The sequence below is a fragment of the Pseudomonas sp. FSO-7 genome, from assembly GCF_059579345.1.
On the sequence record NZ_CM184193.1, the window covers coordinates 1,941,664 to 1,954,445 of the forward strand.

Consider the following 12,782-nt stretch of genomic DNA (forward strand, 5'->3'; position numbering starts at 1 on the left):
TTGCTTTATCGGCAAGCGAGTTACCGAAAGCTGTAATTGCTGTATCAATGCTAGGAGCTTCGATAGGTGTTTAGAGGGGTTATGGATAAGATTCGGCCAAGGTTGTTAAGTCTGCCAAGACGACATAAGCGTATTCTGCAGGTGCTGACCGATATTTCGTTGGTCTGGTGTGCCCTATGGATGGCGTTTGTCGTGCGCCTTGGGGTGGACGAGTTAGTCAACCCGTTCACTCAGCACGTCTGGCTTTTTGTCAGTGCACCTGTCATCGCCATTCCTCTTTTCGTCCGCTTTGGCATGTACCGTGCCGTCATGCGTTACTTTGGAAATGACGCGCTCATTGCCATTATCAAGGCAGTGACACTATCGTCCTTGATACTTGGCGTTGTGGTGTACTGGTACAGCAATCATCAAAACGTCGTTCCTCGTTCGATCATTTTCAACTATTGGTGGTTGAGCCTGATCATGATCGGCGGACTGCGCCTGGCCATGCGTCAGTATTTCATGGGCGACTGGTTCAGTGCAGCTCAACACGTCCCGTTCACCAGCCGGGATGACGGACTGCCGAAAGTGGCCATCTATGGCGCGGGGGCGGCGGGTAATCAACTCGTCACCGCATTGCGTATGGGGCGTGTCATGCGGCCTGTTGCTTTTATCGATGACGATAGAGGAATCGCCGACAGGGTGATCTCCGGGTTGCAAGTGTACACGCCCAAGCACATCCAACAGATGATCGACAACACTGGTGCTCAGGAAATTCTCCTCGCCATTCCTTCGTCCAACCGTGGACGCCGTCGCGAAATACTCGGGTTTCTCGAAGGCTTTCCGTTACACGTTCGGAGCGTTCCGGGCTTCATGGATCTGGCCAGCGGCCGGGTCAAGGTCGATGATATCCAGGAAGTAGACATTGCAGACCTGCTTGGGCGTGACGCAGTCCCGGCCCAGGCTGATTTGCTCGAACATTGCATCACAGGGCAGTCCGTGTTGGTCACGGGCGCCGGGGGCTCCATTGGCTCCGAGCTTTGCCGGCAAATTCTGACGCTACGTCCAACAACGCTTCTACTGTTCGAACACAGTGAGTTCAATCTTTATTCCATCTTGTCCGAACTGGAGCAGCGGATCGCTCGAGAGTCGCTGTCCATCCGTCTTCTGCCAATTCTCGGGTCGGTTCGTAACCCGGACAAGTTATTGGATGTCATGAAAACCTGGCGAGTAGACACGGTGTATCACGCCGCGGCCTACAAACATGTCCCCATGGTCGAACACAACATTGCTGAAGGCGTGCTCAACAATGTGATGGGCACCCTCAATACGGCCCAGGCCGCGCTTCAGGCAGGGGTGGCCAACTTTGTCCTGATTTCCACCGACAAGGCGGTGCGACCAACCAATATCATGGGCAGCACCAAGCGTCTTGCCGAGTTGACCTTGCAAGCGCTGAGCCGTGAGTTGGCCCCGGTGTTGTTCGGTGATACGAGCAATGTTTCCCGTGTGAACAAAACGCGCTTCACGATGGTACGGTTTGGTAACGTCCTGGGCTCATCGGGTTCGGTCATTCCGTTGTTTCACAAACAGATCAAGTCGGGCGGCCCGCTGACGGTCACGCATCCGAAGATCACTCGATACTTCATGACCATCCCTGAAGCGGCACAGCTAGTGATCCAGGCGGGCTCCATGGGACAGGGCGGTGATGTCTTTGTTCTGGACATGGGCGAGCCGGTGAGGATCGTCGAGCTGGCCGAGAAGATGATCCATTTGTCCGGCCTGAGCGTGCGCTCGGAAAAAAACCAGCATGGCGACATCGCTATCGAGTTCACAGGGCTGCGGCCGGGCGAGAAGCTTTACGAAGAGCTGCTGATTGGTGACAACGTGGCGGCCACACAGCACCCGATGATCATGACGGCCAACGAAGATTACCTGTCCTGGGATTTGCTGAAGGGCAAGTTGAGCGAGTTGCTCGCTGCAGTGGACCAGGACGACTATACGCGCGTCCGCCAGCTATTGCGTGACACTGTCAGCGGCTATACCCCGGATGGTGAGATCGTTGACTGGATCTACCAGCAGCGCCGCCTGGAACCCTGATTGTTTCATATCCTGTAACGTACACATTTTTGACAGTTCAATGGCATCGCCTATGTTTGGAGGGCGGCTTCGGAAAAGTCGCTTTCTCAAACGATGGCATGGAGCTTCACTAATGCGTACAAGCAGTTTCTACTCTCTGGTTTTTGCCCTGCTCACCAGCGTCTCTCTTACGGCAATCGCCGCACCTGTTAACCCGCCGGATGTGATGAAAGCACCTCTGGTGCAGAATGTGGCCACCAAGGCGCAACTCGGCAAGGTCGATCTCAATAGTGCTGATGTACCGACGCTGCAACGTGAGCTGGCTGGGGTGGGCGAGGCCAAGGCGAAAGCGATTGTTGCTTATCGTGAAAGTAATGGTGCGTTTGCGTCAGTTGACGAATTGCTGGAGGTGAAGGGGATCGGCAAAGCGCTTCTGGATAGAAATCGCGACAGGATTGAAGTGAACTGAGGTGTTATAGAAACGAAATAGGCCGATCATTGATCGGCCTATTTCTTTAGCGCAACTAATGCCCGATGGGCTGATAACCCGAACTCAGGCGAACAACATGTCGATATTGCTCAGCAAGGTCGTCTGGCCAATTAGCGTTATATCGCCATCGTGAGCACCATCGCCGGCGGTGTCGAAAGCCACAACCAGTCCATTGTCCTGCAGCGTTTGAGTCACAGCCTTGGTAGAAGCCGTCCAGCCGTAGATATACAGGGTGTCTTCACCTTGTTTGAAGTCCTGGATGGTGTCTGAGCCCGAGCCCGCAGTGAATGTGAAGAAATCGTGACCGTTTCCGCCAATCAACACGTCATTACCGGTACCGCCGACGATGAAGTCGCTTCCGTTGCCTCCAATCAATACGTCGTTGCCATCGTGACCGTTCAGCGAGCAATTTGCATCCGAACGAGACTGGATGACGTCATTGCCGCTGTTTAAGCCGCTGACACTGCCAGCCAGTATGGCGCCTGAGGTTCCGGTGTAGAGGATCTTGTCAGCCGAGCTGCCGCCGAAGATTTGTTCGGCGTACCCGTAACCGGCATTGGTAGCGGCAGCAATGGTTTTGAAGTCTTTGAGCGGGTCAGCGTTGAAAATAAAAGTAGCGTCGCTGGCGGTGAGCAGAGTCGTACGGGCTTCGATCAACATCCCTCCATCAAAACGTACATCGCCATCGATGTCGTAACGAAGATAGACGCCGTCCTCGGTTATTGTCTGATCGACCCTCAAGTTGAAATCACTTTGCGAGATTTGTGTGCGGCCTGTACCGCCGGCACCGCTGACGCCGAGGAAAACAAGTTGATCTGCTCCTACACCGTAACTATTGACTATGTCGTTCAAGCCGTCACCCTTGGAAAACGCATACTGGTCTGCACCGACTCCGCCAGACATGTAGTCATCACCTGTACCGCCGACCAAGAGATCGGCCCGCTGTCCGCCAATCAGGATGTCATTGCCTGCATTGCCATAGAGTTGACCAGCGGAAAAACGTAGAGTGAGCGTGTCATTACCCTCTCCTCCGATCAGCGTGGCGAACACCGGGCTGATTGAACTGCCGTCATATGAAATAAAGTCCGCGCCCGCAGTCCCTGTTATCGTGGCTCGTGAGTTTTCGGTGGTTGCGTTGCTATCTGTAAAGTGCGTGACGGTTGGATTGCCCGGAGCGGTTACTACCGTATAGTCAAAAACTCCACTAAGGGCGTTGGCAATGCTGTCCAGCAAGGTGTCGCTCAGACTGTTGCTACTGGTATAGAGCTTTTGCTCTGTAGTGATGACTTGTGCCGCATAGAGATTGGCCAAGCGCAAGCCTTCTGCGCCCGTTTCTGTCCATCCGGATACACTGGCATTATGAGGAATGAAATTTTCAATATCGTCTGCGTTCATCATGTCGTTGACACCGACACGCTCGCCCGTTCGAACGTCGGTGTAATAGACGTTATAGTCCGCGTCCTGAATTTCCCATTTGTTGGTAGTTGTATTAAAAATTTCAAGGTACGTATGCCCCTGAAAGAATCCCTGGGAGTCTGAGTACGTCCAGATGGTGCGTTTTTGCAGGTCAAGCTCCGCGCAGAGGCCGTTGAATACGTCAACTATATTGCCGCACAGAAGTTCTGCGCGTTCGGCAGTCGGGTCGCCTGTGACGGTCTTGTAAATTTGCTCGGCGGCATAGAAAGGGTCGTTGCCGTGGGCAGCCCACCAGGCTCCATCCGAGTGAGTTGTATTGGTGGCCAATAATTCGCGGGCGACGTCTTGCAGCAACGCACCGGTTGCAGCCGCTTCTTCCCGGACGATATCGGCGATTAAAGAAAAATAATTCATCAAAAGTGACTCCATATTGATTGGGTGGCCGCTCCCGATACCCGAATCGTTGTGCAAACGGCGTTACGGGTCAAAGTTCAAATAGGTTACAGTTCTTTGGGCGGTATGTTAAGGAGGCGCTGAACAATTAACCTGTTCGAGCTATCCTCCATTTTCAGGCCGTTATTTCAACCCATCGGCTTTATTCTGCGTCTGGGGGCGATTTCTGCCCTCACGTAGCTGATTTGCCGAGCCAGCCTCTACTTTCAGACGGATTTATCCCCCGTCCGTTGCAAATACCGCTTGGTCAGCATCAGATTGGCCAACCCATACAGACTGAACAGACTGAACAGGAAGTCGAAGCGCGTAACCAGTTCAGCCTGGGCCGTGTTGCGTTGTCGGAAATTATCGGACGACCGGACAAAGAGGAACTGAGTGGTGTGCGTAATGATGTCGAATTGAAGGTGTCCGTTGAAAGCCTAGAGGGTTGGGTCAATTTGGCGATCGTCGACAACCCGGCGATCAAGGCCAGTGAAAAGTAAGCGATCACCTACACATTCAAAGCCTCGAGTTGAAATCTGATGCTGTGCTCCCGATCCTTTTCTGGAGCCAGTCCGTCATGATGCGACCCGACGCCAAAGTCGAAAAAGTCTACCTCTACCCCAAGCCCGTGGATTTTCGAAAATCCATTGATGGCCTCGCCGCTCTGGTCGAGCTGGACATCAAAGTGGTGGTGTTCGACCCTATGCTTTTCGTTTTCCTCAACAAGCCACGCACCCGAGTGAAGATATTGTATTGGGAGCGCAACGGCTTCTGCCCCTGGCTCAAGCGCCTCGAATCCGAGCGTTTTAAAACTTCGCCCGATGCCAGCGACGAGGCGATCGTTCTGACGGTCCAGGAACTCAACTGGTTACTCGATGGTTCTGACCTTTGGCGCAACCGCCCTCATCAGGTTTTGACCCCACGCTACGTAGCCTGACCCGGTATAATCCGGGCCATGATTTCCCTGCCCGACGACCTTCCCGATGATCCTGTTTTGCTCAAGCAACTGCTGCTTGAGGCACTCAGTCGCCAGGAAGAAGTGGCCCAGACTTATCAAACCCACATCGTCGACCTGAAAGAGCAGATCAAGTTGCTGCGCGACCGCTTGTTCGGGCGCAAGTCCGAACAGACTGTCGAGCCCAACACGCCGCAACTGGCGCTGTTCAACGAGCCCGAAAGCGAGCCGATGCCGCTCGTTGATGACCCTGACAAGAAGCCTTTGCGCCGATGCCACGCCGTGGAAAACGCAAGCCGTTGTCGGTCGATCTACCGCGTATCGAAGTCATCCACGAACTGCCTGAACACGAACTGACCTGTGCATGCGGTTGCCGCAAACACGCCATCGGCGAAGAGACCAGCGAGCAACTGGACATCGTGCCGATGCAGATCCGTGTCATCAGGCTCATCCGCAAGGTCTACGGTTGCCGGGGCTGTAAAACTGCACCGGTCACGGCTGACAAGCCTGCCCAGTTGATCGAAAAGAGCATGGCCAGCCCCAGCGTGCTGGCGATGCTGCTGACTACCAAGTACGTCGATGGCTTGCCGTTGCACCGGTTTGAAAAACCGTGCTCAGCCGACATGGCGTCGAGATTGCGCGCCAGACGCTGGCGCGCTGGGTGATCCAGTGCAGCGAACACTTCCAGCCACTGCTGAATTTGATGCGCGACCGCTTGCTGGAAAGCCCGGTGATCCACTGCGATGAAACCCGCGTCCAGGTGTTGAAGGAGCCGGATCGTGACCCGACCAGTCAATCCTGGATGTGGGTGCAGGCCAGCGGCCCACCGGACAAGAAAGTCGTGCTGTTCGACTACACCTCCAGCCGAGCGCAGGTTGTACCGTTGCGCTTGCTGGACAGTTATCGCGGCTATGTGATGACCGATGATTACGCCGGCTATAACGCCTTGGCGTTGCAGCCGGGCGTGGAGCGACTGGCATGCATGGCCCATGCGCGACGCAAGTTCGTGGATGCACAAAAAGTGCAGCCTAAGGGTAAAACCGGGAGGGCTGATATCGCGCTGACGATGATCAACAAACTGTACGGCATCGAACGCGAATCCAAAGACGCCAGCGATGAACAACGGTTTATCGCTCGTCAGGAAAAAAGCTTGCCGATCCTGGGCCAACTGAAAAGCTGGCTGGACAAGACCCAACCGCAAGTCACGGCGCAAAGTGCACTGGGCAAGGCCGTACATTATCTGGCGAACAACTGGAGCCGGCTGGCGCGTTACGTCGAAGCCGGTTTTTTACCCATAGACAACAACGCCGCTGAAAGAGCGATTAAGCCGTTTGTAATAGGGCGCAAGGCGTGGCTGTTCAGCGATACGCCCAAGGGCGCCACGGCCAGCGCCCAGATCTACGATCTGGTCGAGACCGCCAAGCTCAACGGCCAGGAGCCCTATACGTGGCTGCGCCACGTACTGGAGCGGTTGCCGTATACCTCGACGGTCGGAGACTACGAAGCCTCGCTGCCGTGGAACTGTTCACCGGAGATGCCACGGTAAACCGTTGACTCACCTTGGGATAGGTGGGGTTTATGGAGCGCATACGAAAAGATTCACGCCAGCCGCAATGCATTGGCCTCGGCCGAGCAATCGCGCATTGCGGCTGAAAAAGCATTTGCCTAAGGCGTGGTTGATGCCGTGGATGTCTTGACCGCTGTGCAGAACGAATTCAAAGCACGTCGCAATCTGCTTAATACGACTTTATAACCAACTTTATTATCCTGAATCGCTGGGCCGGAAAGTTGTCGGAAGAAAGAGGCGAAAACGTCAATCTCTGGTTGAATGGAAGTGATCAGGCGATCATTTCACCAGAGGCGCTGCGGGAGTAAATTGTCGGCGCGTCACGCGCTCTTTGGGGGGCGGGACTGACAAATTGTATTGTCAGAAAAGCGATGTTGGATTTTTTTGGGGATACAGGATGGTACTAAAGCCATTGGTCAAGTCGGGCTGCGCTTGAAAAGCAAGCGCAGCCCTCGACAATTAACGACGTGATGAATGCAGAGACAGTACGGCGCGACGAATGATGGCGACACCCAGGCCGAGTATGAATCCAAAGATCAGACCAAATCCAACGATCAGGGCTTTCTTCGGTTTTATAGGTGCTTGAGGTTCCGTCGCATCTTTATCAACATTGACCAGTTTTAACTGATCGAAATTTACATTCAGTTGCTTCAGGTGAGTCAACTCACCGCTGATGTCCGCGAAGTCCTTGAGAAACAGTTCAGGATGATTCCGTTCCTTGAGAAGTGCTGCTTCGCGGTTGGTGGCCAGCAGGCTGAGCTCTTTTTGAATCTCATCAATACGCGGCTCGGTGAAGTCATCGGAATGACGAGCTACCAAGGTGGCACGCTCTGCTTCCAGTGCCGCCTGTCCCAGGAAATACAGAGGTATTTTCTGGTTGTTGACTTCCGTGCGGATCATGTTGCCCTGATGTGCTTGCTCTCCATCTCCCAGCGCTGAAGGTGTGGTGGGTTTTACAATTCCGAGTTTCTTGGCGATGACGATGGCTTCATCAAGTTCTTTGATGCGGTTTTGTCTGCGGCTAAGCAGTTGTTGACGCAGTGCTTTGAGTTCGTCTTGAAGTACTTGCTTTTTTAGCTGATCTTTTTCCAGCAACTGAGCAATTTTGGAGTCTTTCTCTGCCTCATAGGCGGACTTTTTTGACTCCAGCTTCTTTTCAGTCTGGTCGATGCGGTTGGCAATCAATGTTTTTAAGTTTGAAGCAATTTTTTCCTTTTCGCCTTTAATAACGAAGTCGGTAAAATCTCTCAGGATACCTACGCCATCTAAACCCTGAGGGTATCTAAGACTTAGGCCAACGGCTTCGGAAAGGCTGGAGCTTTTTTTAGGGTCGGTTTTCTTAAGCGAAAATGCTCTTTCGTTGAATCTTTCAAATGTCTTCTCAATAGATTGCCCTGGTGCCTGTAATGGCGCCAGGTACTGCGGATTGGCTTGGAAGAACTTGAGGCGGACATCATAAGATTGCATTGAAGAACCAATGTTGTCCAGTGCTTCATTTGGAAGAAGTTTGTAGATTCCGGACTCATTCAACTCATCCAGGTCTGCCAGTGGGACAGGCCGGACAGTAGTTTCAACTTCATATTCAGGTGTTACCAATAGAGCATAGGCAATAGCGGCGGTAACAGTCAGTGCCGTAAACAATAGAACAATCGCCCTTTGATACCAAAGGCTACCGATAAGCTCTTTTACTTCAACAACTTCCTGTCGGGGAGTATCAATAGTGCTTGCTGGAATGTTCATTGCGCGCTCTTAAAGTTTTGGCAGACTCTCCAAACTATGTCTGGAAATTGCCGACATCTCAGGTTGGAAAATTTTATATTTTGTTAAATTTTTTTTGGATTTTCCAGCATTTGTTAACAAACAGCAAGGGCGGGGAACTGTCAGGGACGCGAGGCAGTCGCGGCCCTGACATCGCCTTGAAGGCCCTATGGTCTGGCCCTCGTCTCCCTGTGACCGTTGAAAGCGCTTTGTTGATTCACCCCACCGTTTTATCGGTCGGCTCGCAATACCGGATGCGTTCGTGGCGGCGCGTCATGTAATGGCGCCTAACCTTTCCAGAAGCAAGGCCGCTGCCCGTTATCGGTAAGCGCCATCAATCGGCTAGAGGTGTATTTGGTATGAGTCGTCGAGTAGTTTGTAACGGGCATGCCTGGTGTCACCGCTGGGGAGTGGTGTCGAAACGGTCTGGGCCATCACCCGCGTTGTGCGTAACAAAGGGGTGTTGGTCCGCAGGTTGGGTGTCGATGACATGCGGGATCTGTTCAAGGTCCGTCGTACCTTGGAGCTACAGGCCATCGTGGTCAGCAAGTCCTTGAGCGAGTACCAGTCTGACCGGATGCTCGAAGCCCTTGAAGCGGCCGAACTGACTCGTGAGCGTGAGGACTGGCGCGCCGTCGGGACTCACGGCTTGGTCTTCCATCAGCACATCGTCGGGTTGATGCGCAGTCCTTTGCTTGATGAGTTTTTCACCAACGTGGTTGCCCAGATGCGCCTGGTGTTTTGTTCCGCTCCCGATGAGGTCCGTTTCCAGGCGCCTTGGCTCGCCCGAGATCGGCAGCTCCATGACTGGTTGGCTGAAGGCGACAGGCTCGCGGCCCTGGAGGGTATGAACCTTTATCTCGACGATTCCGAACAATTGCTTCTGCACTTGTTGGCTGCTGCCACACCTCAATGATCAAAGGACTTCGCTATGTACAAAGACTACCCAGCCGCCTACCAGGTCAGCAAAGGTTCAGCCCTGCAGGTGGACAAGCCCTTTTACGACCGCATCCGCACCCAGCAGGACAAGCGCACCCTGATCGAACAGTTCGAGGTGCCTATCCGCACCGGTCGCGCTTGGCACGTACCCGCTGGTCATGTGTTCCGCGTTACGACCCCGGTAGGCCCGCAGGTGGGGGACTTCAACGTCTGGAACGCCCATGATCCGCGGGAGCGCCTGTGGGCGGCGCGCACGCGCCAACTTCAGGGCGCCCACGTCAGCACCCATGATCGGTTATGGTCGAACCTGCCATTCCTGCGGCCCTTGGTGACCATCACCGATGACAGTCTGGCCGGCTACGGCATTGACGAGCATGGTGGACGACTTCACGATCTGCTGGGTACGCGCTGTGATCCGTATGTGAACAAGATGCTGACTGGCGAAGATTTCCATCATCACTGCCACTCGAACCTGACCCGTGCGGTGTTGCCCCACGGCCTGACGGAGTTCGATGTGCATGACGTGCTGAATATTTTCCAGTGCACGGGGCTCAATCATGACGACATGTATTTCATGAAGGCCTGTCCGGCGCAGAAGGGCGATTACCTGGAGTTCTTTGCCGAGATCGATCTGTTGTGTGCACTGTCCACCTGCCCGGGTGGTGACCTGTCGCTGGCGATGTGGGGACCGGATGCCCAGGATCCCCTTAGCGTCTGTCGTCCGTTGGGTGTGGAGATCTATCGGTTGGAGGATTCATTGCTGGAGGGGTGGAGCCAGCCTGAACGGGCGGCTTACAAGGGGTTGCATGGCTTGCACATTGCCAAGGCGGATTGGGAAAAGTGAAGCCGAAGGCGCGGGCTTTTTGTGGCGAGGGAGCTTGCTCCCGCTGGGCTGCGCAGCAGCCCCAAACCCGATTAGCCTGACACTCAGCAGGTTTAGGGCCGCTTCGCGCCCCTGCGGGAGCAAGCTCCCTCGCCACAAAAGCACTATGTAGCCGGGACAGGTAATAGCTCAACGATCCTTGGCCTCCTTCGCATCCATCTCCGCATTGCGCTCGGCAACACGCTTGCGCTGTTCGTCCGTCAATTCGACCTTGTTGGCGGTGTCGCGCAGCATCATCAGACCACCAACGATCGAGCCGATTGCAACAATCAGAATCAACCAGGCATACCAGGGCATAGGGCTCTCCTTGAGGGGGCGATGGACGGACGAACATTTCGCCGATCCATCGCCCTTACCACTTATGAGCGAAGGTTGTTCGCAGTGGTTCAATACTACGCCCGTTCGGCCGGCTTCACCTCAAAGCCCGGTCAGCATCACATCGGCGGGCGCGTCTGCACGCAGTTGGGCGGTGAGGATGAAGTAGACGAAGCCCACCGCCATGAAGGCGAGGAAGATCAGCCCGATCAGCGCGTTGAACCAGGCCATCGCCACCAGGCACACCACGGCCAGCACCAAGGCGATCCCCGGCACGATCGGATAGCCCGGTGCGCGGAAAGTACGTTCCAGGTTGGGTTCGGTTTTGCGCAGTTTGAACAGGCTGAGCATGCTCATGATGTACATGACGATGGCGCCGAATACGGCCATAGTGATCATCGCCGCGGTCAGAGTCATGCCGCCGAGGTTGATCAGGCCGTCGCTGTAGATTGCGGCAATGCCGATCAGTCCACCGGCGATGATCGCCCGGTGCGGGGTCTGGAAACGTGACAGTTTGGCCAGGGACGCGGGCAAGTAGCCGGCGCGGGCCAAGGCGAAGAACTGCCGCGAGTAGCCAAGGATGATCCCGTGGAAACTCGCCACCAGGCCGAACAGGCCGATCCATACCAGCATGTGCAGCCAGCCGGAGCTTTCGCCGACCACGGTTTTCATGGCTTGGGGCAGGGGATCGTTGATGTTCGACAGGGTGCGCCAATCGCCGACGCCGCCGGCCAGGAACATGACGCCCATCGCCAGGAACACCAGGGTCAGGATGCCGCTGATATAGGCCTTGGGAATCGTACGTTTCGGGTCCTTGGCTTCTTCGGCGGCCATGGCCGCGCCTTCGATGGCCAGGAAGAACCAGATGGCGAAGGGAATCGCGGCGAACATGCCGGCAATGGCCGGTGCGCCGAATACATCGGAACCGGCCCAGCCGTTCAGGGCGAAGCTGCTGAAACTGAACGCCGGGGCCACGACGCCCATGAACACCAGCAGTTCGGCCACCGCCAAGACGCAGACAATCAACTCGAATGTCGCGGCCAGCTTGACCCCTAGGATGTTCAGGCCCATGAACACGATATAGGCGCCGACCGCCGCGTGTTTCGGGTCCAGCGCCGGGAACTGCACGTTCAGGTAGGCGCCGATGGCCAGGGCAATGGCCGGCGGCGCGAAGACGAATTCGATCAGCGTCGCCAGCCCGGCTATCAACCCGCCTTTCTCGCCGAAGGCACGACGGCTGTAGGCAAACGGCCCGCCGGCATGGGGAATGGCGGTGGTCAGCTCGGTGAAACTGAAAATGAAGCAGGTGTACATGGCTGCCACCATGAAGGACGTCACCAGGAAACCCAGCGTCCCGGCCACGCCCCAGCCGTAGCTCCAGCCGAAATATTCGCCGGAAATCACCAGGCCGACGGCAATGCCCCATAAATGCAGGGTGCCCAGGGTGGGTTTGAGTTGTGTGTTCATCGGTGGCTCCCCTCGATCCATAGCAAAAGCGCTGGGGAGGGCAGTGCAGTGGGCGTGCCAGTATGGCGGGGGCGGTCGTAATGGGTGAAATGGTGTCGTATCGAGGATGTTCGCTGCCGGATGGCTTGGTTTTGTGCCCCAGTTCAGAGCGTCACTGGCCGGGCTGGCCTCATCGCGAGCAAGCTCGCTCCCACAGGGGATCGTCAGTAGACGCACATTCTCTAGTCACAACAGAGCCATTGCGGGAGCGAGCTTGCTCGCGATGAGGCCCGCCCAGCCACCCCCTCAGCCGATTTTTTACAGATTCTTTATCCCCCAACCCCTCTCTCGGTCTCGTTCCTTTACAGCCTCCCTGCCGACAATCACCCCACACACGGCACGACGCCGTATCACGGAGAAATCCCATGAGTGTTCTGGACGGGGTGTCGCTGCTGCTGGCAGTGGCGCTGTTCATTTATCTGCTGGTTGCGCTGTTGCGCGCCGATCGGAACTAGGAGCGGTT

10 protein-coding genes and 3 pseudogenes are annotated in these 12,782 nt (G+C 55.4%); 9 read left to right on the forward strand and 4 right to left on the reverse strand.

What is annotated here, in order from left to right:
* The first annotated feature begins 81 nt into the window (after nucleotides 1-81).
* Nucleotides 82-2,076, forward strand: a complete 1,995-nt coding sequence (locus AC515T_RS08560) for a polysaccharide biosynthesis protein (RefSeq protein WP_496532142.1) — start codon at nucleotides 82-84, stop codon at nucleotides 2,074-2,076.
* 112 nt (nucleotides 2,077-2,188) lie between these two features.
* Nucleotides 2,189-2,524 (forward strand): ComEA family DNA-binding protein, encoded by a 336-nt coding sequence (locus tag AC515T_RS08565; RefSeq protein WP_496532143.1) that lies wholly within the window; start codon nucleotides 2,189-2,191, stop codon nucleotides 2,522-2,524.
* An 84-nt stretch (nucleotides 2,525-2,608) separates the two neighbouring features.
* On the opposite strand, the gene AC515T_RS08570 is transcribed toward AC515T_RS08565, so the two are convergent.
* Nucleotides 2,609-4,375: a calcium-binding protein gene (locus tag AC515T_RS08570; RefSeq protein ID WP_496532144.1), complete on the reverse strand. Its 1,767-nt coding sequence runs from the start codon at nucleotides 4,373-4,375 to the stop codon at nucleotides 2,609-2,611.
* 269 nt (nucleotides 4,376-4,644) lie between these two features.
* Between AC515T_RS08570 and AC515T_RS08575 the strand changes: the two genes are divergently transcribed.
* The 4 genes and pseudogenes from AC515T_RS08575 to AC515T_RS08590 all read left to right on the forward strand — a co-directional run.
* A complete protein-coding gene (locus AC515T_RS08575; protein ID WP_496532145.1) occupies nucleotides 4,645-4,896 on the forward strand; it encodes a hypothetical protein in 252 nt (83 codons plus the stop codon).
* Nucleotides 4,897-4,973: 77 nt separating this feature from the next.
* Nucleotides 4,974-5,333, forward strand: coding sequence for an IS66 family insertion sequence element accessory protein TnpB (gene tnpB, locus AC515T_RS08580; protein WP_496532146.1), 360 nt, complete (start codon nucleotides 4,974-4,976; stop codon nucleotides 5,331-5,333).
* Between the two features lie 18 nt (nucleotides 5,334-5,351).
* Nucleotides 5,352-6,897 (forward strand): annotated as a pseudogene (tnpC, locus tag AC515T_RS08585) (IS66 family transposase).
* A gap of 33 nt (nucleotides 6,898-6,930) precedes the next feature.
* Nucleotides 6,931-7,226 (forward strand): annotated as a pseudogene (locus tag AC515T_RS08590) (channel protein TolC); the annotation flags it as partial.
* A gap of 151 nt (nucleotides 7,227-7,377) precedes the next feature.
* Here the strand turns inward: AC515T_RS08590 and AC515T_RS08595 are convergent.
* Complete coding sequence (locus AC515T_RS08595) at nucleotides 7,378-8,658, reverse strand: Wzz/FepE/Etk N-terminal domain-containing protein (RefSeq protein ID WP_496532147.1); 1,281 nt, start codon at nucleotides 8,656-8,658, stop codon at nucleotides 7,378-7,380.
* 451 nt (nucleotides 8,659-9,109) lie between these two features.
* Between AC515T_RS08595 and AC515T_RS08600 the strand changes: the two are divergent.
* Nucleotides 9,110-9,592 (forward strand): annotated as a pseudogene (locus tag AC515T_RS08600) (FCD domain-containing protein); the annotation flags it as partial.
* Nucleotides 9,593-9,607: 15 nt separating this feature from the next.
* The gene (locus AC515T_RS08605; protein WP_028236958.1) at nucleotides 9,608-10,459 is read left to right on the forward strand and encodes an urea carboxylase-associated family protein; all 852 of its coding nucleotides are present in this window, start codon (nucleotides 9,608-9,610) and stop codon (nucleotides 10,457-10,459) included.
* A gap of 168 nt (nucleotides 10,460-10,627) precedes the next feature.
* Here the strand turns inward: AC515T_RS08605 and AC515T_RS08610 are convergent, their stop codons facing one another.
* Both AC515T_RS08610 and eat read right to left on the reverse strand, forming a co-directional pair.
* Nucleotides 10,628-10,795: a DUF2897 family protein gene (locus AC515T_RS08610; protein ID WP_003183831.1), complete on the reverse strand. Its 168-nt coding sequence runs from the start codon at nucleotides 10,793-10,795 to the stop codon at nucleotides 10,628-10,630.
* Nucleotides 10,796-10,915: 120 nt separating this feature from the next.
* A complete protein-coding gene (gene eat, locus AC515T_RS08615; RefSeq protein WP_496532148.1) occupies nucleotides 10,916-12,280 on the reverse strand; it encodes an ethanolamine permease in 1,365 nt (454 codons plus the stop codon).
* Nucleotides 12,281-12,684: 404 nt separating this feature from the next.
* Here eat and kdpF point away from each other — a divergent pair, with 404 nt between their 5' ends.
* Nucleotides 12,685-12,774, forward strand: coding sequence for a K(+)-transporting ATPase subunit F (gene kdpF / locus AC515T_RS08620; protein WP_003218754.1), 90 nt, complete (start codon nucleotides 12,685-12,687; stop codon nucleotides 12,772-12,774).
* The last annotated feature ends 8 nt before the right edge of the window (nucleotides 12,775-12,782 follow it).

Bases quoted from the DNA above. Each gene is read 5' to 3' on its own strand.
- AC515T_RS08560 (WP_496532142.1), top strand. From the start codon at position 82: ATGGATAAGATTCGGCCAAGGTTGTTAAGTCTGCCAAGACGACATAAG.
- AC515T_RS08565 (WP_496532143.1), top strand. From the start codon at position 2,189: ATGCGTACAAGCAGTTTCTACTCTCTGGTTTTTGCCCTGCTCACCAGC.
- AC515T_RS08570 (WP_496532144.1), bottom strand. From the start codon at position 4,375: ATGAATTATTTTTCTTTAATCGCCGATATCGTCCGGGAAGAAGCGGCT.
- tnpB (WP_496532146.1), top strand. From the start codon at position 4,974: ATGATGCGACCCGACGCCAAAGTCGAAAAAGTCTACCTCTACCCCAAG.
- AC515T_RS08595 (WP_496532147.1), bottom strand. From the start codon at position 8,658: ATGAACATTCCAGCAAGCACTATTGATACTCCCCGACAGGAAGTTGTT.
- AC515T_RS08605 (WP_028236958.1), top strand. From the start codon at position 9,608: ATGTACAAAGACTACCCAGCCGCCTACCAGGTCAGCAAAGGTTCAGCC.
- AC515T_RS08610 (WP_003183831.1), bottom strand. From the start codon at position 10,795: ATGCCCTGGTATGCCTGGTTGATTCTGATTGTTGCAATCGGCTCGATC.
- eat (WP_496532148.1), bottom strand. From the start codon at position 12,280: ATGAACACACAACTCAAACCCACCCTGGGCACCCTGCATTTATGGGGC.
- kdpF (WP_003218754.1), top strand. From the start codon at position 12,685: ATGAGTGTTCTGGACGGGGTGTCGCTGCTGCTGGCAGTGGCGCTGTTC.